Source organism: Actinokineospora sp. (assembly GCF_052390155.1).
Taxonomy (GTDB): Bacteria; Actinomycetota; Actinomycetes; order Mycobacteriales; family Pseudonocardiaceae; genus Actinokineospora.
Genome location: NZ_JBQTHF010000014.1, coordinates 27966 through 51687, shown reverse-complemented (window position 1 = coordinate 51687; position 23722 = coordinate 27966). Strand labels below are relative to the sequence as shown.

Below are 23722 nucleotides of genomic sequence, written 5' to 3'. Positions count from 1 at the left end.
GGGGGGGGGGGGGGGGCGGCGGGGCGCCCCCCCCCCCACACCGGTGGGAGAGGGAGCGGCGCGTGGACGGTCCGAAGGTCGAGACGGTGGTGGGCATGCCCGCCGCCCGGGTGTGGCGCTGCTGGGCCGATCCCGCCGCTCTCGCCGAGTGGTTCGGCACGTCGACCGGCAGGCTCGACATCCCCGGCCCGCTCCGCATCGATTTCGGCGACGGCGACTTCTTCGCCGTCGACGTGCTGGAGGTGGCCGCGCCCACCGGCCTGCGACTGCGCTGGCGGCTGCTCGGCATCGGCGACGAGGACCAGGTGCGGGTCGACCTCGACCCCGTGGGCGACGCGCGGACCCGCGTTGCGGTGGGTGACAGCGGCCTCCTCGGCCCGGACGCCCCCGCCGTCCTCGGCGGCTGGCGCGATTTCCTGGCGCGGCTGAGTCGGTACGCCACAACTGGCGAACGCTCCCGGTACGAGTGGAGCCCGGAGATCGCCTTCAGTGTCACCCCGTCCGGCGAGCTGCCCGACGACATCCTCGACCAGATCACCGCGCGCCTGACCGGGGTCCTCCCGCAGGCGCCCACCGCGACCACGCGTCGACTGCTGATCGCACATCCCTTGGGCGTCAAGACAAGCGCGACCGTGTCGATCCGCGTCGGTGGAGCTGGGCGCGGGCTCACCGTCGAGCACACCGGCTTCGACAGCGCGGACCTGCCCGTGCCCCACCGGATCGCTCTACGCCGATACTGGGTCGGGCGATGGCTGGACGTCCTGCGCGACCTCGACCTCGTGCCCCCGTAGTCAGCGCTGGTGGCGTTGTTGGCGCCGAAGGTGCCGCACCCGGGTGAAGAACGTGTTGGTCGAGGGTAGGTACAGCAGCACCAGACCGACCCAGGTCAGTATCACGGAGGCGGTGAATGCCACGGTGATAATGATCGCCGCCGCCGGGTCAGCGAACGCTCCGTCCGGTCGGATCTCGCTCAGCTCGTTGGCGATGATGGCGAGTGTCAGCAACGAGACCAGGCCGAGGAAGCCCGTCGATACGGTGAGGGCCACGCGCAGTGCGTTCAGACCTGTCCGGGCCAGCACGCCCAGGGCCGCGGTCACGACGCTTGCCACCGGCATGACCAGTTCGTAGAGCGCCGGGTCCGTCCGCGTACCTCCAGGGTCCGCGTCCCCGATGAACCCGGCGATCAACGGGAAGACCAGCCAGGGCAACGCGCCGAGGATCAGCACGATGGACGCCGCGGTCAGCATCCCGGGGACGGACAGGTCCCCGGCGGTCTGCTGGGGCGGCGGCATCGCCGAAACCCCGTACGGGCTCGGCGGCTCGCCCACACCGGGGAGTTCGTCGCTGGGGTTGTGCGGCTGCCCCGGTCCGTCCGGTTGGTTCGACACGACCCGTCCCCCCGCGATTCGACACGTTCGGCAAAAGTGCAGTGTATTCGCTCGGCCCGCCGCGGCACGCCGATGTCCTGAACCTGCCCACCCGCCATCGGCGATCCTCGGTCAGTCCGATGTGCATGGTGTGGCCGCCGATTGCCATCCCATCGCCTTCGCCATCGCCGCCAACGTGGTGACCATGTTGTGCCGCAGGACAGCGGCGCGGAAGTCCACCAGCGCCGCGGCGTGCTCGGGACTCTCCTCGGCCGCCTGCACCAGGTAGCTGCCGCCCGGACCATGCACAAAGGACTGGGTGATCAGCGTGCCGTCGCCGGAAAGCGGGTCGAGCGTGTAGGTCCAGCTCGATGACGGGTTGTCCGGGTCTTTGGCCGCACCGAGGACCACCCAGGACAGCGAGGTCGGCCGCGCCGCCTCGGTGACCATGCAGTCGACCGACCACTGCCAGGTGCCCGCGCGGTTGACGCCGTGGAACCGCGCGCCCGGCGCGGCCCGCACCCAGCCCGGCGCCCACTCGACGCTGACGCATTCCGGGCTCCAGTCGGCGATCCGCGGCAGGTCTGCCAACACGGTCCACACCTCGGCGGGCGGGGCGGCGACCGGGACCTCGACCATGACGCGCAAGCCCGCGATCTCCACGCTCCACCTCCCGAGACGCCCCGCGACCCAGAGTTTATCGGTCCTGCCGCCGCCTTGCGGAAAACTCTTGTGGCAACGCGGGAGAAGGCCGGGCGAGAACCCGCCGGGTAGACCGGTCACATGGTCCTTCGCGGGTTCCTCCTGACGTGCCGGGCGATCGTCGTGCTGACAACCGTTGCGGTGTATGTGCTTTCGGCGCTGCTGCTGGCCGTGGCCGCCGCGCCGCGCGGGCGGGCGGCATCGGCCGCGGTGCTGCGCCGCCGCGCGCGCAAGCTGGTCGTCGCGCTCGGCCCGGCGTTCGTCAAGGGGGCCCAGCTTCTCAGCACCCGGCGGGACGTGCTTCCCGGCCCGTGGTGCGCGGCGCTCGGCCTGCTGCACGACCAGGTCCCGCCGATGTCCAGCCGGGCCGCGCGAGCCGCCGTGCGCAAGGCGTACGGCCGCTACCCGCCGTTGCGGGTCGACTGGACCGCCGTGGCGAGCGGCAGCATCGCCTGCGTCTACCGGGCCACCCTGCCGCACGGCCGCGTGGTTGCGGTGAAGATCCGCCGTCGCGGGGTCCGGCGCGTCATCGAGTTGGACTTCGCGCTGGCGCGCGGATTCGCCCGGCTGCTGCAACGCCTGCCCGGGTTCCGCGGGTTCCCGGCCGTCACCGTGCTCGACCAGATCGGTGCCGCGGTCCGCAGGCAGGCCGACTTCACCGTCGAGTTCGAGTCCCTGCGCGCGTTGGGGGACACCTTGCGGGACTTGACTTTCCTGCACATCCCGGCGCCGATCGACTCGGCCTGCGCCGACGGGGTGCTGGTGATGGAGTTCGTCGACGGGCTGGAGAGTCTCGACCCGGCCGCGCTCACCCCCGCGCAGCGGGCGGACCTGGTCCGCAAGGTGCTGCGTTGCGTCTATCGGATGCTCTTCCTGGACGGTCTGGTCCACTGCGACATGCACCCCGGCAACCTCTATCTCGGCCGGGACGGCCGAATCGTGTTGCTGGACGCCGGATTTGTCGTCCGGCTGCCGCCCACGGTGCGCAGGCTCTTCGCCGAGTTCTTCCTGAACCTGGCGCAGGGCAACGGCCCGCACTGCGCCGACGTCGTCCGGCGCAGCGCGCGCGAGGTGTCCCCGAACGCCGATCTCGCGGGGTTTCGGGCCGGGCTGATCGAGCTGGTCGAGCGGTCCACCGGGCGGTCGGCCGCCGAGTTCAGCCTGGTGCGGTTCGCGGGGAGCCTGTTCGGCCTGCAGCGCAGACACGGCCTGTTCGCCGCGCCGGAGTTCGTGTTTCCGCTGCTGGCCCTGCTGGTGATCGAGGGCCGGATCAACGACTTCGACGCGAGCGTCGACTTCCAGGCCGAGGCCATCCCGGTGCTGGCGGACGCCGTGCTGTCCGGTGTCCTGCTGATCGCCGCGGACTGACTGTCCATTGCAGACTCAGAGGAGCGAGATGAACCCGTCCGCACTTGTCACGAAGCTGAACACGACCTGGCACCGCCGCGCGCTCAACGGTTTCCTGGTCATCGTGCTCGCGCACTGGGCCGAGCACATCGCCCAGGCCGTGCAGATCTACCTGCTCGGCTGGCCGGTGCCGCGGGCGCGCGGCGTGCTCGGACTGGCGTTTCCCTGGCTCGTGCACTCCGAGTGGCTGCACTACGGGTTCGCGCTGGTGATGCTGATCGGCCTCGTCCTGCTGGGCAAGGGTTTCACCGGCCGGTCCCGCACCGTGTGGCACATCGCGCTGGCGTTGCAGGTCTGGCACCACCTCGAACACCTGCTGCTGCTCGTGCAGGCGATGACCGGGACGAACCTGTTCGACCGCGGGGTACCCACCAGCATCGTGCAGTTGATCATTCCCCGGGTGGAGCTGCATCTGTTCTACAACGCCGTCGTGTTCGTGCCGATGGCGCTCGCGATGATCATGCATCGGCGGCGGTGCACCGCCAGCAAGCGCGGAGAAGATCATGACCGGCGACCCGACCTATAAAGAAGGTGTTGATCCCCAACCAAGAACACGGTGAGGGTGGGTTGCGATGGACCTGGTGGGACTCGGTGGTCCGGTCGCGGCGGTGCTGGCCGCCCTGCTCTCCTACCTCGGCGCCCGACGGATGATCCGGCTCGAACACGCCAAGGAGGAGGCCCGCCAGCACGCCCAGCGACGCGCGGACGAGGCCACCCGCCAGCAGGCCGCCGCGGCGCTCGGCGAGCAGGCCAGGGCCGCCGTGGTCGCCGAACGCGACCAGTTGCTCGGCCGGTGGCAGCAGACGCTCGACGAGGCGCACGAGGAGCGGCGCAGGCTGGTCGAGGACCACCGGGTCGAGATCGCGCGGGTGCGCAAGCAGTCCCAGTGGGAGGTGGACCGGGTGCGGCGCGAGACCGCGGCGATCATCGCGGACCTGCGCGCCCAGGTCGCCGAACGCCGCACCGACAGTCCGGGCCCCAGCTTGAGCTAAGGCGACCGACGAGGACCGCGGCCGGACCGTCGACGGCTCGCGGTCCGCGCCCGCAGGGTCGGGGCGCCCGCGCCGACGTGCGAATCCAGGCCGGCGATCGCCGCCTTCGCCGCCGCGATCTCGGCCTTGAAGTACGACTCGCCCCACGCCGCGACCATGGCCGGATAGGGGAGGTCGGGTTCCAGTCTGCCGCGCAGGTCGGTGAGTTCGGCGAGCTGGCCCTTGGTCCAGGTCACGTAGTCCCGCAGGGTTTCCCGGAGCCGGTTCGGATCGGCCTGGTGGCCGAAGAACAGCCGCAGCGCGACCGAGTGCTTCAGCGCGGGCGGGCCGACCTCGGCGTGGTCGAGCCAGTCGCGGAAGGCGTCGACGCCCGCCTCGGTGATCTTGTACAGGCGCTTGTCCGGCCTGCCCGGCTGGGGCTCGGTGTGCTCGTGCACGAACCCGTGCTCCCGCAGCCTGCGCAGCTCGCCGTAGATCTGGCTCTGCGCCGGACTCCAGTAGAAGAAGCGCATGTTCATCGCCCATTTGCGCAGGTCGTACCCGGTGACCTCGGGGCCGAACGACAGCAGGCCCAGCACGGCGTACGCCGTGGCGGGCATGGCCGGGTACCCGCCATCGGGAGACGGCTGTGACACCTTCGCTTCTCCTCGCTTGTGACCGACAGGCACACCCGCGTACTGTGCCTGATCGTCATAGTGTGCCATCGAGGGGTCACGCCGATGACGGATCAGGGCATCGAGGTCAGGGCGGTCGTCCTCGCCCCACCGGCCGTCGTGCGCGAGGCGCTGACCGACGCGCACGCGCTGCGGATGTGGTTCGCCGAGCACGCGGAGTGCGCGCTCGCCGACGGCCGGTTTGCGTTCTGGGGTCGGTACACGCCCTTCGGCGCCGAACCCAGGCAGCGGCTGCTGTCGGCGGGGGAGAACCGGCTGCGGTTCGGCTGGACCATCGACGCCGTCGAGACCACGGCCGACATCCGGCTCGAACCGACCCGATCGGGGGACACCCAGGTGTGTCTCGCGCACCACCGGCTGCCCGGATCGGGGGCCGACCTCGCCGCGTTCTGGGGCCTGGCCCTGGGCACCCTCGCCGGTTTCGTCGAGGGACGCAGCCTGGCGCCGAAGTACGACTACACCGCGCCCGACACCCACGCCGCGATCGACATCGACGCGCCCGTCGAGGAGGTGTTCGCCGCGCTGGCCGAGCCCGCGCGGCTCGATCGGTGGATCGCCGCGACCGGGACCGCCGAACCGCGGATCGGCCAGGGCCCGGTGGAGATCGTCGCCATGGCCCCGCCCCGGCGGCTCGCCTACCACTGGCGCGGCCAGCGGCTGCCGGACACGGTGGTGCGCTGGGCGATCGAGTCCGCGGGCCTGCTCACCAGAGTCCACATGCGACACACCGGGGGCTGCCGCGCCGACCGGTGCCGACTCGGCTGGCGGAGCTACCTGGTGAGCCTGCAGCGCATGGTCGAACTCGGCTGCGTGTGGCCACCGCTGGACCGCGCGGCGTCGTCAAGAGCAAGCAGGCGACAGTGTCGCCCAGGCCGTCCGAGGTAGAACTGGGCTGTCCGAAAACTGGCTCCCGACGACGAGTCAGGGTGGGTGGGATGGCCCCGGAGACCGCACCGGAGCGATCGCGTCGCCGGAGAGCAGGCCCCTTCACGGTCCGCGAGAGCGACCACGTGGCCGCGATCGTGAAGGGGTCGCCCGGCTTGTCCACAAAGTCCGTCCACAAAGGATTCCTCAGGCCGGATCCGCCGCGCAGGCGCACTGTAGCCGCGCGCGCTCCGCCCGGACCTCGGTCGCCTCGGGCAGGCGCAGCTCGTCGAAGCCCGCTTCGGCCGCCTGCCAGTGTTCCACCGCCTCGCCGTGGCTGCCTGCGGCGTGCAGCACGCGGGCGGCGCCGTGCGCGGCGTGCGCTTTCTCGGCGTGGTCGCCGATGCCCGCGGCGAGGTCGAGGGCGGCGAGGTAGGCGCGCAGGGCCTCCCGGTGGTCGCCGCGGGCGAGATAGGTCGCGCCGCGGTCGAGGTAGAGCTGGGTGCGCAGGCTCGGGTCGCCGACCAGGTTCGCGACCTGCCTGGCCTGCTCGTGGTAGCGCAACGCCTCGTCGAGCCTGCCGCGGCGGCGGTGCACGTTGGCGATGCCGTTGAGCGCGAACGCCTCACACGTGCGGTCGCCGACCTCGATGGCGGCCAGGTGGGCCTGTTCGTGGTCGGCCAGCGCCTCGTCGAGCCTGCCGAGCCGCTGCCGGACCGCGCCGAGGTTGTCCAGGGTGTGCGCGAGGCCCTGGGTGTGCTCGATCTCCCGGAGCAGGACCAGCGCGGCGAGGTGGCGGCTCTCGGCCAGCTCCAGCTTTCCCGCCTGCTCGTTGAGGTAGCCGAGGTTGCCCAGCGCGTTCGCCGCACCGCGCTTGTCGCCGATGTGCCGGTACTTTTCCAGCGCTGCCTCGAAATGCGCGGTGCCCTGCTGGTTCTCGCCCTGGTGCATGGCGACCATCGCGATCGCGCACAGCGCCGCCGCCTCGCCTCCGGCGTCGCCCAACTGTCCCCAGATCGACAAGGCGTGCGCGGCGAATTCCAGCGCCTGATCCGGTTCACCGGACCGCAATCGCGCGCCGGACAGTCGCAAGAGGACATACGCCAGGCCGGGCCGGTTCGACTCCGCGGTGCCGATCGTCTGCCGGGCGAGTTCCAGGGTCTCCGACCAGTCCTGCAGGTGACCGGCGGTGTGGTACCAGAACCACAGCAGCACGGCCAGTTGCCAGGTGTGCTCCGGGCGCCCGTGGCCCGCCGCGTAGGTGATCCCGGCGGCCAGGTTCGCCCGCTCGGCGGCCAGCCACGCCTTGGCCGCGCCCGCGTCGGTGAAGCTCGCCGCGACCGGACTGGTGCGGTCCACAGTCGGCTGCCGGTCCCGTTCGAACGGGAACGCGACGCTCATCGCGGCCGCCGCGCTGACCAGGTAGAAGTCCAGCAGCCGGTCCATCGCCTCGGCCGACTCGTGCGGGGTCGCGGGCGCCACCGTCGCCGCGTACTCCTTGAGCGGGTCGAGCATGAGGTACCGCTCGGGCGTGGTCTCGGCCAGCAGGCTCACCCCGTGCAGGTCCTCCAGCAGCGCCCGCGCCCGCGGTACGGAGTGGTCCGCGAGCGCGGCCGCCCCGGACGTGCTCAGGTCCGGTCCCGGGATCTGCCCGAACAGCCGGAACAGGGTGCGTTGCGGCTCGGAGAGCTGCTGGTAGGACACCGTGTACGCGACCGCCGCGCCGTCCGGGGGTGCCTGGGCCAACAGGTCCAGCAGGTGCCGCAGCGGCCAGCGGGGGTGGCGGCCGAACTGCGCGGCCGTCACGGTGATCTGCATCGGCACCCACCCGCACCGGGCCACCACCTCGGCCACCAGGCGCGGTTCGTCGCGCACCCGTTCGGCGCCGACGAGGTCACTGAACAGCTCGGCCGCCTGGTCCGGCGTCAGCGGTTCGAGCTGGATCCCGCTCACGGCGCCCAGCCGCCTGCTGGTCACGATGGCGACGCACCCGGCCGTCCCGGGCAGCAGCGGCCGCGCCTGCTCCTCGGACGCCGCGTTGTCCAACACCACCAGCGTCCGGGTGCCCGACAGCATCGCCTGGTACAGCTCGACCCGCTTGGCCGCGGTTCCCGGGATCCGTTCCTGCGGGACGCCGAGGTCGCCCAGCAGCTTGGCCGCCGCCTCGCCGAGTGCCGTCGGCTCCACATTAGGGGTGAAACCGTTCAACTGCACGAAAATCTGTCCGTCGGGAAACCGCCTGCGGTGCTGGAACGCCGCCCGCAGCGCCAGCGCGGACTTGCCGACGCCCGGCGTCCCGCTGATCCACAGCACCAGCGCGCGCCCGACGTGCGTCGCGCGCAGCATCCGCGACTCGATCGTCGCCAGCTCCTCCCGGCGCCCGGTGAACCAGGCGGGCGCCGCGGGCACCGTGTTGCGCGGCTCCTCCCGCAGCGCCAGGTTCGCCAGCATCTGCAGCTCGACGGAGGTCTTCATGCCGTAGTCGTCGAACGCCTCCCGGGTCCGGTGGTACACCTCCATCGCCTGCACGCGGTCGCCGTTGGCCACCAGCGCCCGCATCAGCAACCCGGCCAGCCGCTGCCGCGTCGGGTTCACCTGAACCGGCACCCGCAGCCGATCCCGCACCCAGCGGTGGTTTCCGTTCGCCAGCTCCAGCTCGGCCAGATCCCCCAACGCGTCGAGCCGCGCCTCCGCCGGGGACAGCACCTCGCTGCCGCCGACCCGGTCGATGTCCAAGCCCTCCAGGAAGTCACCCCGCCACAGGTCCACCGCCTCGTGCAGCGACACCCGCGCCTGTTCGGAATCACCCCGCTCCCCGGCCCTGGCCGCCCGCTCGCACAAACCCCGGAACCGGGTGGCGTCGATCAGCTCCGTATCGATCTTGAGCAGATACCCGGTCCCCGTCGTGTCGATCGACGCCGCCGTCACGTCCGCGTCGCGGAACGCCTTGCGCAATCCCTTGATGTAGCCCGCGATCAGGTTCGCGCTCGTCTTCGGCACCGGTTGCCCTGCCCACACGATGTCGATCAGCCGCTCGGTCGACATCGGCTTGTTCGCGTGCAGCACCAGCACGACCAGCGTGTACCGCTGCTGGAGATCACCGAGTTGCACCAGCGCGCCCGCGCTGCGCACCTCGAACGGACCGAGCAGCAGTACTTCCATCCCGCCTCCCGCCATCGCGCCGTGTTGCCTCCAGTGAAACCCATCGCTCGACGGGCCGAGAAGGTGTCATTCCGCAGATCAAGCCCTGCTCCAGGTCTGGTCCATCCGCCGTCACCGCCGGGGCGCGCGACCCGGGCCAGCCTTGGCGAAGTGATCCGTGTTCGTTCCCCGGAGGCCGTCATGAGAATAATCGTCCCGTTCTCGGGATTTGTCAGGATTCTGCTGGTCGCCTTTGTGGTCGGCATCCTGGTCGGCGTGTACCTGCGTGCGGAAATGTCCACTCAACGCCACCAAGTTGTCCAATTCGACGACGCCGATCCGGGCCTCAACGTCTGATCCACGGTCGATCCAATTCCCGCTGCGAGACTGGCTGTCAGGTCAGTGCCTGCCCGAGGGTCGGGCGGTCACCATCGCGAGGAGCCCCGATGTCAGAGCGAGTGCTGCCGTTCTATGCAGCGTGCGACGAGTCGTATTCGATGGCGGATCACATGGATACCGTGAACGCCGGTCTGCGCGAACTGCGTCGCGCCGTGTGCACCGATCCGGCGGTGACGGGTACCACGCGGTTCTGCCTGATCGGATTCGCCGGATCGGCGAAGGTCCTCGTGCCGCTGTCCAGACTCGGCGACGTCACCGAGATGACCGGCCTGTCCGCGCGGGCGGCGACGAACTTCGGCTCCGCGTTCACCTTGCTGCGGGACACCATCGAGCGCGACGTCGCCACGCTGACAGCGGCGTCCTACCAGGTCTACCAGCCGACGGTGTTCTTCCTGTCCGACGGCCAGCCGACCGATCCGGCGCTGTGGCCCGCCGCGCACGCGCGCCTGACCGACCCGGACTGGCCGGCGCACCCCAAGATCATCGCGTTCGGCATCGGTGACGCCGACGCCGCCACGATCGGCCGGATCGGCACGTTCAAGGCGTACATGAGCGACAGCGGGATCACCCCCGGCCAGGCGGTGCGCGAGTTCGCCAAGGCGCTGACGACCTCGGTGGTGGCCTCCGGTTGCGACGGCGAGCAGGTCAGGGTGCCTGCCCGGATTTCCGGGTTCTCCCAGGTGGACCGGGGTTGAGCAGGCGCGGGGACCGGCTCCACGTCTGGTCCACGGCCGATCCATGCGCGGTCGCCACCCTGATCGGCGGGCACGAACAAAGGACCGCCATGATCGAGTTTCGGCACCCGGACCGAACGGAAGCCTTGCGGGTCAACACTTCCGCGCGGCACACGGCGACAGTGGCCGCCGCCGTGTTCACCGAACTGGTGGGCGAGCTGAAGGCGCTGCGCAAAGGCCGCGGGACCCACGCCAGCCGGATAGCCGAGCGCGTCGGACCCAGGCTGCGCGAGATCTCCGGCATGTCCGACGACGACGGTCCGGCCGAGATCAGGTTGAAGGTGTCGCGCAGGCTGGAGTACCTGGCCAACGAGCTGCCCGCCGACCTGCGGGCCGCCGCGCTCGCCGCGTTCGCGATCGCGCCGGACACCCGGCTGCCGCTCTACCAGGACCGGGTCGGCCTGGTGGCCGCGCGGCTGCGCCGTGACCCGCGCACCGCCCGCAGACGCGTCGACGACGCGATCATCCAGCTCGCCCAGCTCGCCACCGCCAGGACCGCCGTCGCCGAGCCGCCCGCCACCGGCTGGCACACCAGCGACCTCCGGGTGATGCTCGCCCTCGACCGGGACCGGCCGGAGGCGGTCGAGCAGCGGCAGGTCGTGGCCGACCAGGACGACCTGGCCGAGCTGATGTCGACCCCCCTCGTCGCGCCCGCCTGGCCCGCGTCGGACGACCTGGCGGTGGACGTCTTCTACGGCGGAACCCTGGTCGGGCACCGGATCGGCCAGGCCGGGCGGCGCACCGTCGTGCTCGGCCTGCCGCGCCGCCTCCGCCGCGGCGAGACCCACGAATTCGCCCTGCGGAGCCAAGTTCTCACCGCCCGCGCCCTCTGTCCCCGCGTCGGCTACACGCCCGAGCACCGGTGCGACCGGTTCGAACTCCGCCTCCGCTTCGACCGCGCCGCGCCGCCGAAGCGGATCTGGTCCCTGGCCGACGTTTCCCGTGATCTCCCGGTCGACCAGTTCGGCGACGTGCACGTGGCCGTGCACGACCTCACCCCCGGCCACGAGTACGGCGCCGCCTGGGAGTGGTGATCACGTGCGCGGAGGGTGACGGTGTCGGTACGCTCGACGCGACGGTGGGAGGGGTGTCGCGTGGGTGTTCCTCGGCAGGTGCCGGTGGTGCCGTCGGTGTTCGTGAACCGGGACGCGGTGCGGGCGGCGATCGGGGCGGAGTTCCGCAAGGCCGACGAACTGGGCCTGCCCGCGTTCGTCGCGCTGCACGGCGCGGGCGGGGTCGGGGTCAAGAGCGCGGTGTGGAAGCTGTACTGGGAGGAGCCGGACCGGTTCCCCGACGGCGCGGTCGTGGTGGACCTCGGCGACGCCGAACACGGCGACCCGGCGGCGCTGAGCGAGGCACTGGGCAGCGCGCTGGTGGCCCTGGGGGTGCCCGCGGGCGATCTGCCGGTGTCGGTGTCGGACCGGCAGAAGTGCCTGCTGACCAAGACTTCCGGCAAGAAGCTGCTGATCGTGCTGGTCGACGTGCCGAATCCGGCCCAGGTCAAGCCGTTCCTGGTGTCCGCGCCGGGATCCGCCGTGGTGGCGGTGTGCCGCACGCCGATGCGGGAGCTGTTTCGACTCGGCTTCCGGCCGGTGCCGGTGCCGCCGCTGGACCCGGTGTTCGGCGCGGAGCTGTTCGAGCGGATGCTCGGCCCGGACTGGTGTTCGGTCGACGGGGTGGACCCGGCAGCGGTGGTGCGCGGCTGCGGGGGATACCCGCTGGCGATCACGACGACGGCCGCGCAGGTCGCGATGACCGAGCGGTGGGACCGGCCCGAGTTGCTGCGCCGGTTGAGCAGCCGGGGGATGGCCGCGCTGGACGACGACGCGCAGGGCTTTGTCCGCGAGAGCTTCGATCGGACCTACGCCGGGTTGTCGGCGGGGGTGGCGCGGACGTATCGGATCGTGCTGGGTGTCCATCCTGGCACGGAGTTCCGCGCGAGCGCGGCGGCGGCGCTGCTGGGCGGGTCGCGGGAGCAGGTCCAGGCGGATCTCGCGGTGTTGGTCAAGGCCCAGATGCTCAGCCGCGTCGGCGCGGACCGCTACGCGATGCACGATCTCGTGCGCTGGCACGCCCGGGACTGCCTGGTCCGCGAGGAGCCCGACGCGGCCGTGCCCGCGGCCATCCGGGGCATCGAGTGGTACCTGGACACCGCGGTGCCGTACGACAAGGCGCTCTCGGGCAGGCCGAGAAGCGGGCCGCGGTACGCCGCGTTGGCCGCTCACACGGCGGAAACGCCCGAGCTGGCCCGGGCGAAGGCGCTGGCGTGGCTGGAGCTGGAACGGGCGAATCTCGTGGACGCCGTGTTGTTGGCGGAGCGGCACGAGGCCGACGACCTGGCGTGGCAGTTGTGCGAGGCCCTGTGGGGCGTGCTGCACCTGCACGGGCATTACGAGGACTGGGAGACGACCCATCGGGCGGGTCTGGCCGCCGCGAACCGGACCGGCGACCGCCGGGCGGTGATGCGGATGGCGTCGCAGTCCGGTGCCGTGCTCCTCAAGACCGGCAAGCTCGCCGACGCGGCCGCACTGTTCGCCGAGTCGCTGGCGGCGGCCCGCGAGGTCGGGGACCCTTCCGGCGTGCAGTCCGCGTTGGAGTGGTTGGGCAAAGTCGCTGCCGCGCAGGGCGACCCGGCATCCGCACTATCCTATTTGGATGAATCGCAGGCAGTGTCCTTAGTGGACTCTGAGGCGCTGCCGAGAACCCGCGCGATCATCGAGCTGCAGCGCGGTCGGTTCCTGGCCCAGGCGCGCCGATTCGAGGACGCGGCCGAGGAGTTGACCCGCGCGGCGGACTACTTCGACACCACCGCGGAGACCGACAACCAGGCCAAGACCGCGCTGGAGATCGGGCTCGTCCGCACCGCCCTGGGGCTCGACGCCACAGCCTGGTTTCGGCGCGCCGCAACGGGATTCGCGGTCGACGGCTCGCGGCGCGGCGAGGCGGCGGCCCTGCGGGCATTGTGCGAACTCGGCGTCGAGGTAGCGCCGAACACCCGGCGCCTGATCGAGATCTACCGGGAACTCGGCGATCCCCGGCTCGGCGAACTGGAGCCCGACTAGGCCCAGGACTCCTGAAGCTACGGCGAGCCGCAAGGTAGAGCTTTGGTGCTCGTCAGCGGGCCGGCTCTATCTCGTTGGTCTCGGCCGCTGTGGCGTGTTCGTCGTGGTCGCGGAGCATTCGCATGACGGTGGCGGGTGAAGGTCGTTTGCCCTTCTTCTTGCCTTGGGTGATGAGGAGTTGGGCGGCGATGTCGCGCAGGCTCTGTCCTTGGCCGCGTAGGTGCAGGGCCATGGACAGCATGGCGGGGTCGGTGACGGTGGCGCCGCCGATGTTCTTGCCGCGGACTCGGGCGGACTCGTGGCCGTCGAGGGTCTTGTCGCGGATGTACTCGCGTTCCATGCCGGACAGGGCGGCCAGGACGGCGAACACGATACCGCCGGGGTCGTGGTGGCCTTGGAGTTCGCCGGTGAGGAATTCCAGGCCGATGTCGCCGGCGCGCAGCCGTTCGGCGAGCTCTGCGAGTTCCAGGCCGCGGCCGAGCCGCTTGTGCTCGTGCACGACGAGGGTGACGGCGACGCCGGAGGCGCGCAGGTCCGCAGCGTGCGCGATGGCGCGTTCGAGTTCGGGGCGGGTCGTGATGCGGGTGGAGACCTTCTCGGAGAAGACGCGGGTTACCCCAGCCGTCTTCAGGGCGTTGAGTTGGGTGTCCAGGGATTGGCGGGCGGTGGAGGCGCGTGCGTAGCCGATCTTGGCGTGCCCGGTCGGCGCGGTGGCTGCGGGAGGTGCGGGCAGCCGGGTCCAGGCGGTGCCCGGCCGCCGTAGCGCCGGGGTCAGCACGTTCAGCACCTTCGCCAGCGCGGGCACGAGCTTGAACCGGGCGGTGTGGTATTGGACGGCCACCCGGTTCTTGGTCGTCCGGCACGGTGATCCAGCCGGGACTCCGCACGTCGACATCGGGCAGGCGAAGGCCTCCACCCGCAGGAACGCTTCCGTGGTGTCACTCACCCGGAAATCGTTTCATGAGTCGATTTGAAACACAATCGATTTGAAACACGGCGTGAAACGATTCTCGCCCGGGCGACCCTGGTCGGCGCCTATCGCCGGAGCCGGGTGCTCTCTGTTTCATAAGTGACCACCTATGAAACACTGCGTTGTCGTCGGCGGCCCTCCAAGGCTCACGCGGATACCAGGCTCGCGATCGCTGTAAGTGGAGAAACGGTTCCGTTGCAGGTCCACCCCCGCGCCCTGGCCAAGAGCGCGGTTGGGTGTGAACCGCGTCCTCGAGGACAGATCTCATTCCACCAGAACGGTCCCCCGCACGTCGGCCGGTGTGCGGCTGCGCGACGACCTGCGACAGGTCTACCGCGACCTGCGGAACAGCCTGGAACGGGCCCGGCAGTCTTCCTGGGCCGAAGCCGCCGTGCTGCGCCTGGGCATCTTCGGGTGGAACCTCGACGACCTGCGCCCCCTATTCGACGCCCTGGCCGAGCGCCGCCCGGACAGCGAGGTGCGGATCCGTGTCCTCACCTTCGCTGACCCCTTCGGTCCGTTGCGCGCCGGAGAGCTGGACGCGACGCTCCCGTGGCTGCCCATCCGCGAGCCCGACCTCACCGTTGGCCCCGTCGTGTTCACCGAACCCATCGTGATGGCGATGTCCGCCACCGACCCCTGGCCCAACAGGACTCGGTCTCCCTGGAGGCCCTCGCCGACCGGACGGTGATCGGCGGCGCCGCGCCGGACTACTGGCGCCACACCTTCATCCCCACCCACACCCCCAGCGGCCGACCGATCACCATCGGCCCGAAAGTCGCCGGCTTCGACCAGGAGATCCCACTCCTGCTCACCGGCGAGGCCATCGCACCCGTGACGGCCCAAGCCAGACGCCTGGCGCCACACCCCGGCATCGCCTACCCGCTCATCCGCGACGCACCACTCGCCCGTTTCGCGCTTGTCTGGCGCACCGCCGCCGAAACCGATCTCATCCGAACCTTTGCCAGCGTCGTCACCGAGCTGGGCCCGATAGTCCTATGACGTCGGCGCGGCCCCGCCAACCCCGGAGACTCTGATGTGCTGATGTCCTACCCGGCGGGCAGGATGGGCGCGGGAGGTACAGATGAGCGACATCGCGGACGTTCCACCCGCCGTTGTGGGCCGGCTCCGGGTGATCTGCGGGGAGCTGCCCGAGGCGTACGAGGAGCCGGCGTGGATCGGCCTGCGGTGGCGGATTCGCCGGCGGACGTTCCTGCACGTCTACACCACCGACGGGAGGCGGTCGGCGTACATCGATATGGACGATCCGGCCATCCTGATGACCTTCCGGGCGCCGCCCGGGGAGTTGGCCGCGCTGGCGCATGCCGGCCCTCCGTTCTTCCGGGCCGACTGGGGTGTGAATGTCGTGGGAATGGTGCTGGACGACGAGACGGACTGGGTCGAGGTTGCCGAGCTGGTGACGGACAGCTATCGCGTGCAGGCGCCCCGCCGCCTCGCGTTCCGGCTGAAGGCAGGTGGATGAACCGCCGGCTACCTCTCCACGTTGCCGCTTATCCAGGTTCGGTGCTGAGAAACATTCCTATTCACGGTGGGATAGATCGGGTTGCCGCACTGGCCAGAGATATTTCAGGAGACGATTCCGATGACGACATCACCCAGTGCCGCATGCTCCGGCCGTCTGGCCGGATTTGCGGGTGCAGTTCATTCCGGGCGTGATCGGCTTCACGAACTGGTAGATGCCTTCGCAGGTCCACCGCGGCGTGACATCGAGGAAGACCTCGCGTCGTTCGTTGGGGAAGCCCGCATTGCTGGTCTTTCCGTAGCCGGTCGTGACTACCTCGCCGGTCGGCACCGCGCCCTGGCTGGGCAGTGCGGGTGCGATGAGGGGCTCCGACAGCAAGATGGGCTGGTCGAGCGCAGGATCGCGAGATCGCCGTCCATTGCCGGGACGCGCCTTCACTCGGTTCGGGCACCGGCCTCGAGCACGGTGAGGTCGCGGACCGCATACCGGTGATGCTCGGCCTCTTCCTTGCACACCACCGTGAGGCAGCGGCGCACGACGTACTCCTTGTCCGGGTAGGGGTCGGCCGGCTTGCGACCACATACCCGGTCGAGCTCGGCCTCGGTGAGCTCGTCGACGACCCGGCGCATCGTGGCCATGCGGGCGAGCCGCGGCGCGAGTACCTCGTCGAGCGTCGGGGTGGCATCGAGGGTGAGCCCGAGCTTCGCCGATGCTTCGGCCGGCATCCCGCCGCCAGGAAGGCCCAACGGGTGGTACGGCGCGTCCTCCTCGAGCACGGCGTTGCCGATCCAGGCATCGCTGGCCATCAGCAGATGCCGCTGCGTCTCGACGAACGACCACTCGCCGTCGACCTGCTCGTGCAGCTTCGCCTCGGGTAGGCGCCTGGCGCGGTCGAGCGTCTCCTCCCATTGCTTCTCGATGGCATCCCAAGCGGCCCGGTATTCGGCGGCGGACGTGGCCTCACGGGCCAGCACCCGGTTGGGATGCAGCCGGTCGAGCTCGGCCTCGACGTAGGCGGTCACGTCGACGTCGTTGACAACGACACGCTCGAAGCCGCCACCGAGGGAGACGTTGCCCCCATAGCAGTCCACGATCTTCAGGCCGGTGACGTCGCAATCGCGAATCTCGAGGCCGGAGAGGTCGCACAGGTGGATGCGGGCACCACGGAACTGGTCACTTTGGGTGTACTCAGCAGGCATCGGGACAGTTTCCCGTATCCGTCCCGCCCGCGCCAGTGAATGGCACAACGTGAGGGTTGCGTGTTGCGTCCGGGTGGGGGAGTGCGGGTGGGATCAAGCATCTTGGCGAGCGCTCGACGATCGATCTTGCCCGCGCGGTTGAGAGGCATCTCGTCCAGCCAGACGTAGACGCGTGGAATCATCGGCGCGGGTAGCCAACTACCCAGTTGGCTCGTGAGCAGCTCGTCGGGTCGCCGTTCGCCGACCAGATAGGCGACGATGGCCGCGCCGCCCGGGTTCTCGTGGCTTGTGTCTTCGATGGCGGCACGACGCTCACGATCACAAAGCGCTGTGCCAAGTCCTGCTTGATCCGCTCGGCCCAGGCGGAGACCGCAAGTTCCAGCACACGGTCTACGACCGCGATGCTGACCGGCTCGCTGTCCTCACCGGCCACGACCGCCGTCGAAGACGCCGTACTCCTCTTCGACGGCGTCTTCCTCCTGCGGCCAGAACTCATCGACCAATGGGATCTGCGGATCTTCGTGTCCGTCGACTTCGAGCAGACCATAGATCGCGCCCTGACCCGCAGCATGGCGATGGCCGGATCCGCCGATGCCGCCGAGATCGAACGGTCCTGGCGCCACCGCTACATCCCATCCCAACAGCTCTACTTCGCGACAGCCCGCCCGACCGATCACGCTGACATCATCGTGTACAACGATCAGCTCCACGAGCCGACCTGGGACATCCGATCCGCGCGCCCCCGGAACGACCGGGGATCGGCATGAACTCGTCCTCAGGCGGCCAGACTGAGATCGAGGCGGGTGTTCATGTCGAGGCGGAACCGGCCGTAGGGGTTGATGTGGGCCCAGAATAGGGGTGAGAGCGCCCGGTGGTCCTCGTCGGTGAGCTTCCGCGCCCACTTCGGATCTCGTAGCACGGCCTGGAGGAGCTGGGTGTTGATGAACACCAGCGAGGACTGGAGTAGGTGCAGTGCGAGCATGGACACCTCGGCGTGCCCGCGATCGGAACCGGTGAGGGTGCCCTCGCGACCGTAGAAGATCTTGTCGTTGGCGCCGTTCCAGTTCTCCACGACCTGCAGCCCATTGTTGATCTCACGGCGGAGTTCCTCGTCGGCGAGGTAGTCGCAGGCGAAGATGGTGCGCACGACCCGGCCGAGTTCTTCCAGGGCGAGGTAGACCGGCTGCTTGGGGCCCCCACTCTTGGACTTCATAAACCGGCGCAGCACCTGCTCGGCCTCGTTAGTGCGAAGGCGGAGCGCGGTCGCGTACTTGATGATCTGATCGTAGTTGCGGGCGATCAGATCCCAGTCGATCGGCCGCTGCTTCAGGACCTTCGCCAGCTTCGGCCACGCGGCCTGGTTCGCGGTCGGCGCGTACAGCTGGATCGCGCCGATGTTCTTCAGCCGGGGCAGCAGCTTGAACCCCAGGACCTCGGTGAAGGCAAAACCCACCAGCGAAGCTCCATGGGTGTCGGTGTAGTTCGCCTCTATGTCGGCGTCGGTGCCGTGCCGCAGCAGCCCCTCGATCATCGCCGCAACCTCCGAGGAGGAACACGACTTCAGCTGTGAGTAGACGCACAGCCGACCCTTGTCGACATGCCAGTAGATCATGACGCCGTAGCCGCCGTACCGGGCGTGGAACTCGGTCATCAGGTTGGAGTCCCAGGAGGCGAACCGCTTTGAGTCCGATGCCGTCGACGTCGCCTTCCCCCCACCACTTCGGATCCCGGGCCTCCAGGGTCGCATTCACCACGGACACGATCGCGGCACGCAGGTTCTCCCGAGTGATGAAGGTCTGGCGGACGTGCCGTAGCTCGGCCTCGGTGTGGCCGTGCTCACCGGTCGCTGACATCTGTCGGACCCCCATGTTGGTGCCGAGCGCGAACAACACGAGCAGAAGTCGCTTGCTCAAGGTCTCCTTGGACAGGACCTCGCGGGTCGCGACCGAGGTGAACAGGTCGGGGAAGTCGGTGATGAACGCGGTGTTCTTCAGGATGTCCAGCAGGTCGATGGTGCCCCAGCGGCGCTGCACCTCGGCCTTCAGAGCGGTGAGGTTCTTCGGCTCGGGCAGCTTGTCGAGCTTCGGGACCGACACCCACGGCCTGCCCTTCCGGGTGGTGATCTTCACGCCTCCTGTGGTGCCCTCGACGAGGCCGGTGTTCAGCCAGTTCAGGCCTGCGGTCAGGCGGCTTTTGAGGTCGGCTACGAACTCGGTGGCATCCAGGGGCTTGGACAGGGCGGCGTAGTGGACGTCGCGGTTGGTCTCGAAGTCGCCGGGCAGGTCCTTGTCCGGATCGCGCCACCGGCCAGCGCCCTGCACGTACACCTCACGGCGCCGCAGCGCCTCCCGCAACGCGATCAGCACGCACAGCTCGTACGGGATTCGCTCGACCCGCCGGGACTCGGCGTCCACCACCGCGTCCCGCCACGCCCACTGCACCACGCCCTCGATCGGCACCCGCTCGGTCTCGGCGTAGTACCGCTCGGTCGCCGCGACCCCCGCGTACCGAGACAGCAAGTCGATCGCGTCCATCACCGGTCGGTAGGCGGTGTTGTTGCACTTGAACTCCAACGCCGCCAGGATCGGCCCGAGCATCCGCCGGTAGTGGTGGGAGTAGGTGCCGCGCAGCTGGTAGCGGATCCGCTCGGAGACAGCCCGCTCGGTGGCCATCAGCTCCCGCGCCAGCGACTTCAATGTTCCCATCCCACCCGGCACCGCCGGATACACCGCCTCCCGCACCGTGTCGTCGGGGCGCTCGATCGCGGCTTTGATCATGTTGACGTAGATGCCGCGCTTGCCCCGTACCTTCGTCAACTCGCCGACCAGCTCCCGCTCCACCCGCCGCTCGGCCCGCGCGTTGATCCGGTGAATCAGGTCGATCAGCAGCCCGACCAGCCCGTCGACCAGCTCGGCCTGCCGCGTCCAGCACAATGCCGCCAGCAGCGTGTACCGCACCGGCTCGGAGCTGTCCTCGAAGTCCGACGGGTACATCCGCATCGCCCGCGTCCGCCACGCCGCCACGATCCGATCCGACACCCCGGAGAAGACCCCGTCCGGCAGCCCCAGCGACCGAGCCGTCGCCAGCTTCCCGATCTCCGCCAGCAACGTGTCCAACCCCAGCGGACCCGGGTCGGACTTCAACTCCGCCAGCACATGCGGACGGTCCAGCAGATCCTGCAACCTGCCGCACACCACCGACCCCAGTGTGCCCACCACGCCCCCCGAGAACGCCACCTTGAACTTGGAAAGGCCCGACCCCACCACCCGCTCCACCTGGCCGGGCGTCGGCGGCTCCACATCCTCGCTCCGGCATCTGCGGCGCCTCAGCAAGCCGCTGGCGACTCGTCTCCGTCGGGCACATCTCCTCCGCCAGCCACCGTGCCCACCGGTCCCCATCCTCCTCCGTCGTCGGCCGCGTCCCGAACGCCTCCCTGATCTGCTTGCGGTGATACTCGATCGTCCGCCCCGTCCACCGGTACTTCGCGAACTCCCCGGCGTCGACCTTCACCAGCGACGCCACATAGTCGACCGCGACCAGCGGAACCGCCTGCGGACCGTCCGGGAACCGGCCCTCAAGCTCATAGAACTTCAGCAACAACGCGAACCCCAACCGCGTCGCGCCCGACTTGTTACGGATCAGCTTCCAATCACCCTCGACCAGCGTCCACGAACCGATCAGCTCATCCGGTTCCCACTCCGCGCGCATCCCCACCACTCCCAGACCGAGACCACCACCAGGACATGGCTCACGATCAAGGAAAAGGTCGCCCATTTCACCGGGATTGACCTACTTGCAACCACTACGCGACGAACCCGAAAGATAGCTCACCGCTACTTTGCGGCTCGCCGTAGCTTTAGGAGTTCCGGGCCGACTAGTGGTGGCGAATCTCCGGTCGTGACCACTAGCCTGTGTGGACGGTGACCCGGCACGGCGGGCCCGATCCCAGGTCCACCACCAGTTCCGCGGGCGGGTCGTCGGCACGGTGGGTCTGCCAGAGGTAGAGGGCCGAGACGCAGGCGAGCGGGTCGGCCCCGGTCGAGCGCACCACGATCCGCGCGGCCGGGTTCCGCCGGGTGACCACGCGCGCGTGGTCGTGGTGGATCGACGCGGCCATGGCGCAGTACGGGTGCCGCTCCAGCGCCCGGTCGGCGTCGTCGCCGAACACGATGTCGGCCGCGCCGCGCAGCGCCGGGCTCGGATGGTCGGTGTGCACGACCAGGTGCGGGTCGACCTGCACGGGATGGCGGGTCGCCCGGCCGCGCAGCACGTCGGCGGGATGGCGGACCAGCGTCACCGTGCCCGCCTCGTCCACCTCGCCGGACACCCGCAGCGCGGCCACGCCCGCCTCGGTCGGGCGCAGGCCGTCGGTCGACAGCACCGGCACCAGCGCGTCGTGCTCGGGTTCGGCCAAGCCCAGCAGCGCGTAGCCCAGGGCCCGATGGCGCGCGGCCGCGGCGCCGGGCAGCGAGCTGACCAGGTCCCGCACCCGGTGGTAGCGGCCGGGTTCGTGTCCGGTCACGGCGTCCTCGATCTGCCGCTCCAGCGGTGTGCCGCCGTCCAGCATCGGCGCCGTACCACCGAGTTCGGCCACACAGGACCCCGCGGCGACGTCCTCGGCCGGGAACGCCGCGAGCAGCACCGGCCGGTCGATCGCGGCGCCGTAGCAGGTGACCGCCCCGTGGTCGCCCACCACGACGTCGGCGGCGATCACCGCGGCCGACCAGCCCTCCGCGGGCGGCACCAGCAGCAGCCCGGCGCGCAGGCAGTCGGCCAGCCAGAGCCGGACCTGTCGCCTGCCGTGTCCATAGTGGACATGCGGATGCAGGACACCCGCGACCCGGTAGCGGTCTACCGGCAGCTCGGCCAGCACCTGGCGGAACAGCTCAGGCCACGCCCCGAACAGCGACCGCGACGACCAGGTCGAGGACAGCAGCACCAGCCGCTCGTGCTCGGCGACACCCAGCGCGGCCCGGTAGCGGGCGCGGAGATCGAGACTGGCGGTGATCCGGTCGAACCGCGGATCGCCCGCCACCACCGCGTTCGGCACCGCGTCGGGCACATCCCGCGCGAGCCGGTCGAGCTGCTCGGAATGGGACAGCACCAGCGCTCGCGGCACGACCCGCCCACCGCTGAGCAGTGAGTGCGCGGAAAGGCCGTAAACCGGTTTCCGGGTTTCCGGGTTTCCGGGTTTCCGGGTTTCCGGGTTTCCGGGTTTCCGGGTTTCCGGGTTTCCGGGTTTCCGGGTTTCCGGGTTTCCGGGTTTCCGGGTTTCCGGGTAAGTGTTTACTATAGCCCACGCCGTGGGAGATGACGACCAGCGGCGCGGTGAGTTCGTGCAGGTTTCCGCTGGTGTTCGCGGTGATCGCGAGGTCCCATTCGGTGTGAATCGCCTGCTGCCACGGAATGGCGATCACGCCGAGGTCCGCGAACAATTCGGCGACCCCGGTGGTGATTGCGGAGGCGTCCGGGCAGGTGAACACGAGCTGCACGCGGAAGTCGGAGTCGAACAGGTGCACCAGATCGAGCAGCCGGTTCGCCGAGGTCACCGTGTGCACGACGAACAGCACCTTCTTGGTGTCCGGCAGCGTCGACCAGGTCGCGGCGTGCACGCTGATCGGTGCCTTTACCCACGAGCCGGTCATCGCGGCTGGTCGGTTTCCCGGCTCGCCGGGTCGATGTCGGCGTCGCGGCGGGCCGCGGCGGTGAACGCGGTGACAGCGGCGGCGAATTCCCGTTCGGCGTCGGCGAATCGGTCGCGGAACCGGGCGTCGATCGTCCCCTGGTGGCCGGGTTTGCTGTTCGCGCGGATCTCCGTGACGACGTCGGCGAGCGCGTGTGCCGCCGTCACGGTGCGTTCGGCGGGCCCGGACACCGCCGCGGGCGCGATGAACACGATTTCCGTCGCGGTGCCCACGATGGCGTCGACGGGCGACCCGATATCGGCGGCGGGCCACACCTCGACGTCGCGCAGTTCGCGGCAGTTCTTGAGGTGGCGGCCGTAGAGGTCCAGTTTCCGTTCGGTCCACCGGAAGACCGATTCCCGCGTGTGCTCGACCAGTCGCGCCGCCGTCTCGCGCTTTCCCTTGCGGTGGTCGAGCCACACCGTCACCAGCAGCGTCAACAGCACCCCGCCGAGCGTGAACGCCGGTATCGCCCACCACGGGCCGGACGAAGTCATACCCGGGACGATATCGGTGCTCGCCGCCCGGCCACCCGCGGCGCGACCGGGACCGCCGGCTACGCTGGCGGCACCCTCGTGCGCGGCACGGGGCAGCTTCCCGCACGAAGGAGTCCGGCAGCCGTGAGCGAGCGCACCCTGGTCCTGGTCAAGCCCGACGGCGTGAGCCGCGGGCTGGTCGGCGAGGTCATCTCCCGCATCGAGCGCAAGGGCCTCGCCCTGGCCGCGCTGGAGCTGCGGCACGTCGAGCGCGGCGTCGCCGAGCAGCACTACGCCGAGCACGACGGCAAGCCGTTCTTCGAGTCGCTGCTGGAGTTCATCACCTCCGGCCCAGTCGTGGCGTTGGTCATCGAGGGGCCGCGGGCGATCTCGGCGTTCCGCCAGCTCGCGGGCGGCACCGACCCGGTCGACAAGGCCGCCCCGGGCAGCATCCGCGCCGACTTCGGCCTGGAGGTCCAGTACAACCTCGTGCACGGCTCCGACTCGGTCGAGTCCGCCGAGCGCGAGATCAAGCTCTGGTTCCCGAACCTGTAGTCGCCAACTCGCT

Annotated in this window: 25 protein-coding genes and 1 pseudogene; 14 read left to right on the top strand and 12 right to left on the bottom strand. The window is 70.0% G+C overall.

From position 1 onward, the window contains the following. Positions 1-62: 62 nt before the first annotated feature. Entirely contained in the window at positions 63-791 is a 729-nt protein-coding gene (locus ACT4N7_RS06020; protein ID WP_444827581.1) for an SRPBCC family protein, read from the top strand. On the opposite strand, the gene ACT4N7_RS06015 is transcribed toward ACT4N7_RS06020, so the two are convergent. Beyond that, entirely contained in the window at positions 792-1388 is a 597-nt protein-coding gene (locus tag ACT4N7_RS06015) for a hypothetical protein (protein WP_444827580.1), read from the bottom strand. A 111-nt stretch (positions 1389-1499) separates the two neighbouring features. Then, positions 1500-2030: an SRPBCC family protein gene (locus ACT4N7_RS06010; protein WP_444827579.1), complete on the bottom strand. Its 531-nt coding sequence runs from the start codon at positions 2028-2030 to the stop codon at positions 1500-1502. Positions 2031-2192: 162 nt separating this feature from the next. Between ACT4N7_RS06010 and ACT4N7_RS06005 the strand changes: the two genes are divergently transcribed. From ACT4N7_RS06005 to ACT4N7_RS05995, 3 genes are read left to right on the top strand one after another with little or no spacing between them, the layout of a single operon-like run. Next, positions 2193-3437, top strand: coding sequence for an ABC1 kinase family protein (locus ACT4N7_RS06005; protein WP_444827578.1), 1245 nt, complete (start codon positions 2193-2195; stop codon positions 3435-3437). A gap of 28 nt (positions 3438-3465) precedes the next feature. Then, positions 3466-4002: a hypothetical protein gene (locus tag ACT4N7_RS06000; protein ID WP_444827577.1), complete on the top strand. Its 537-nt coding sequence runs from the start codon at positions 3466-3468 to the stop codon at positions 4000-4002. Positions 4003-4048: 46 nt separating this feature from the next. Then, complete coding sequence (locus tag ACT4N7_RS05995) at positions 4049-4468, top strand: hypothetical protein (protein ID WP_444827576.1); 420 nt, start codon at positions 4049-4051, stop codon at positions 4466-4468. Here ACT4N7_RS05995 and ACT4N7_RS05990 read toward each other — a convergent pair. Then, positions 4465-5103: a PadR family transcriptional regulator gene (locus tag ACT4N7_RS05990; RefSeq protein ID WP_444827575.1), complete on the bottom strand. Its 639-nt coding sequence runs from the start codon at positions 5101-5103 to the stop codon at positions 4465-4467. The genes ACT4N7_RS05995 and ACT4N7_RS05990 overlap by 4 nt on opposite strands. Before the next feature lie 84 nt (positions 5104-5187). On the opposite strand from ACT4N7_RS05990, the gene ACT4N7_RS05985 reads away from it, so the two are divergent. After that, a complete protein-coding gene (locus ACT4N7_RS05985; RefSeq protein WP_444827574.1) occupies positions 5188-6027 on the top strand; it encodes an SRPBCC family protein in 840 nt (279 codons plus the stop codon). A 186-nt stretch (positions 6028-6213) separates the two neighbouring features. Here the strand turns inward: ACT4N7_RS05985 and ACT4N7_RS05980 are convergent, their stop codons facing one another. Further along, complete coding sequence (locus ACT4N7_RS05980; RefSeq protein ID WP_444827573.1) at positions 6214-9168, bottom strand: tetratricopeptide repeat protein; 2955 nt, start codon at positions 9166-9168, stop codon at positions 6214-6216. 180 nt (positions 9169-9348) lie between these two features. Here ACT4N7_RS05980 and ACT4N7_RS05975 point away from each other — a divergent pair, with 180 nt between their 5' ends. The 4 genes from ACT4N7_RS05975 (at position 9349) to ACT4N7_RS05960 (ending at position 13342) form a co-directional block, all read left to right on the top strand. Continuing rightward, positions 9349-9504, top strand: a complete 156-nt coding sequence (locus ACT4N7_RS05975) for a hypothetical protein (protein WP_444827572.1) — start codon at positions 9349-9351, stop codon at positions 9502-9504. 89 nt (positions 9505-9593) lie between these two features. Then, positions 9594-10241, top strand: coding sequence for a vWA domain-containing protein (locus ACT4N7_RS05970; protein ID WP_444827571.1), 648 nt, complete (start codon positions 9594-9596; stop codon positions 10239-10241). An 89-nt stretch (positions 10242-10330) separates the two neighbouring features. Continuing rightward, positions 10331-11314 carry a hypothetical protein gene (locus ACT4N7_RS05965; RefSeq protein ID WP_444827570.1) on the top strand — a complete coding sequence of 328 codons (984 nt, stop codon included), beginning with the start codon at positions 10331-10333 and terminating at the stop codon, positions 11312-11314. A 60-nt stretch (positions 11315-11374) separates the two neighbouring features. Then, a complete protein-coding gene (locus tag ACT4N7_RS05960; RefSeq protein WP_444827569.1) occupies positions 11375-13342 on the top strand; it encodes a hypothetical protein in 1968 nt (655 codons plus the stop codon). A gap of 52 nt (positions 13343-13394) precedes the next feature. On the opposite strand, the gene ACT4N7_RS05955 is transcribed toward ACT4N7_RS05960, so the two are convergent. Then, positions 13395-14288 (bottom strand): recombinase family protein, encoded by an 894-nt coding sequence (locus ACT4N7_RS05955; RefSeq protein ID WP_444827568.1) that lies wholly within the window; start codon positions 14286-14288, stop codon positions 13395-13397. 325 nt (positions 14289-14613) lie between these two features. Here ACT4N7_RS05955 and ACT4N7_RS05950 point away from each other — a divergent pair, with 325 nt between their 5' ends. The 3 genes from ACT4N7_RS05950 to ACT4N7_RS05940 all read left to right on the top strand — a co-directional run bounded on the left by ACT4N7_RS05950 (position 14614) and on the right by ACT4N7_RS05940 (position 15795). After that, positions 14614-15003, top strand: a complete 390-nt coding sequence (locus ACT4N7_RS05950) for a LysR substrate-binding domain-containing protein (RefSeq protein WP_444827567.1) — start codon at positions 14614-14616, stop codon at positions 15001-15003. Beyond that, on the top strand, positions 15000-15314 hold the full coding sequence (locus ACT4N7_RS05945; protein WP_444827566.1) for a hypothetical protein: 315 nt from the start codon (positions 15000-15002) through the stop codon (positions 15312-15314). The genes ACT4N7_RS05950 and ACT4N7_RS05945 overlap by 4 nt, the downstream gene beginning before the upstream one ends. Before the next feature lie 82 nt (positions 15315-15396). Beyond that, positions 15397-15795 (top strand): MmcQ/YjbR family DNA-binding protein, encoded by a 399-nt coding sequence (locus tag ACT4N7_RS05940; protein ID WP_327581645.1) that lies wholly within the window; start codon positions 15397-15399, stop codon positions 15793-15795. Positions 15796-15924: 129 nt separating this feature from the next. Here the strand turns inward: ACT4N7_RS05940 and ACT4N7_RS05935 are convergent, their stop codons facing one another. Beyond that, entirely contained in the window at positions 15925-16233 is a 309-nt protein-coding gene (locus ACT4N7_RS05935; RefSeq protein WP_444827565.1) for a hypothetical protein, read from the bottom strand. Next, complete coding sequence (locus tag ACT4N7_RS05930; protein ID WP_444827564.1) at positions 16230-16994, bottom strand: DinB family protein; 765 nt, start codon at positions 16992-16994, stop codon at positions 16230-16232. Before ACT4N7_RS05930 ends, ACT4N7_RS05935 begins: the two co-directional genes overlap by 4 nt. Positions 16995-17200: 206 nt before the next feature. Between ACT4N7_RS05930 and ACT4N7_RS05925 the strand changes: the two genes are divergently transcribed. Then, entirely contained in the window at positions 17201-17761 is a 561-nt protein-coding gene (locus ACT4N7_RS05925) for a hypothetical protein (protein WP_444827563.1), read from the top strand. A gap of 8 nt (positions 17762-17769) precedes the next feature. Here ACT4N7_RS05925 and ACT4N7_RS05920 read toward each other — a convergent pair whose 3' ends face one another. The 5 genes and pseudogenes from ACT4N7_RS05920 to ACT4N7_RS05900 form a co-directional block, all read right to left on the bottom strand. After that, positions 17770-18645 (bottom strand): Tn3 family transposase, encoded by an 876-nt coding sequence (locus ACT4N7_RS05920; RefSeq protein ID WP_444827562.1) that lies wholly within the window; start codon positions 18643-18645, stop codon positions 17770-17772. A gap of 121 nt (positions 18646-18766) precedes the next feature. Then, positions 18767-19027 (bottom strand): annotated as a pseudogene (locus tag ACT4N7_RS05915) (Tn3 family transposase); the annotation flags it as partial. Between the two features lie 295 nt (positions 19028-19322). Then, positions 19323-20702, bottom strand: coding sequence for a DUF4158 domain-containing protein (locus ACT4N7_RS05910; RefSeq protein WP_444827604.1), 1380 nt, complete (start codon positions 20700-20702; stop codon positions 19323-19325). Between the two features lie 196 nt (positions 20703-20898). After that, complete coding sequence (locus ACT4N7_RS05905) at positions 20899-22113, bottom strand: hypothetical protein (protein ID WP_444827561.1); 1215 nt, start codon at positions 22111-22113, stop codon at positions 20899-20901. A gap of 522 nt (positions 22114-22635) precedes the next feature. Then, entirely contained in the window at positions 22636-23175 is a 540-nt protein-coding gene (locus tag ACT4N7_RS05900) for a hypothetical protein (protein WP_444827560.1), read from the bottom strand. A 123-nt stretch (positions 23176-23298) separates the two neighbouring features. Between ACT4N7_RS05900 and ndk the strand changes: the two genes are divergently transcribed. Beyond that, complete coding sequence (gene ndk, locus ACT4N7_RS05895) at positions 23299-23709, top strand: nucleoside-diphosphate kinase (protein ID WP_444827559.1); 411 nt, start codon at positions 23299-23301, stop codon at positions 23707-23709. The last annotated feature ends 13 nt before the right edge of the window (positions 23710-23722 follow it).

Bases quoted from the DNA above. Each gene is read 5' to 3' on its own strand.
- ACT4N7_RS06000 (WP_444827577.1), top strand. From the start codon at position 3,466: ATGAACCCGTCCGCACTTGTCACGAAGCTGAACACGACCTGGCACCGC.
- ACT4N7_RS05995 (WP_444827576.1), top strand. From the start codon at position 4,049: ATGGACCTGGTGGGACTCGGTGGTCCGGTCGCGGCGGTGCTGGCCGCC.
- ACT4N7_RS05985 (WP_444827574.1), top strand. From the start codon at position 5,188: ATGACGGATCAGGGCATCGAGGTCAGGGCGGTCGTCCTCGCCCCACCG.
- ACT4N7_RS05980 (WP_444827573.1), bottom strand. From the start codon at position 9,168: ATGGAAGTACTGCTGCTCGGTCCGTTCGAGGTGCGCAGCGCGGGCGCG.
- ACT4N7_RS05975 (WP_444827572.1), top strand. From the start codon at position 9,349: ATGAGAATAATCGTCCCGTTCTCGGGATTTGTCAGGATTCTGCTGGTC.
- ACT4N7_RS05970 (WP_444827571.1), top strand. From the start codon at position 9,594: ATGTCAGAGCGAGTGCTGCCGTTCTATGCAGCGTGCGACGAGTCGTAT.
- ACT4N7_RS05965 (WP_444827570.1), top strand. From the start codon at position 10,331: ATGATCGAGTTTCGGCACCCGGACCGAACGGAAGCCTTGCGGGTCAAC.
- ACT4N7_RS05940 (WP_327581645.1), top strand. From the start codon at position 15,397: ATGAGCGACATCGCGGACGTTCCACCCGCCGTTGTGGGCCGGCTCCGG.
- ACT4N7_RS05930 (WP_444827564.1), bottom strand. From the start codon at position 16,994: ATGCCTGCTGAGTACACCCAAAGTGACCAGTTCCGTGGTGCCCGCATC.
- ACT4N7_RS05920 (WP_444827562.1), bottom strand. From the start codon at position 18,645: ATGACCGAGTTCCACGCCCGGTACGGCGGCTACGGCGTCATGATCTAC.
- ACT4N7_RS05910 (WP_444827604.1), bottom strand. From the start codon at position 20,702: ATGCGCGCGGAGTGGGAACCGGATGAGCTGATCGGTTCGTGGACGCTG.
- ACT4N7_RS05900 (WP_444827560.1), bottom strand. From the start codon at position 23,175: ATGACTTCGTCCGGCCCGTGGTGGGCGATACCGGCGTTCACGCTCGGC.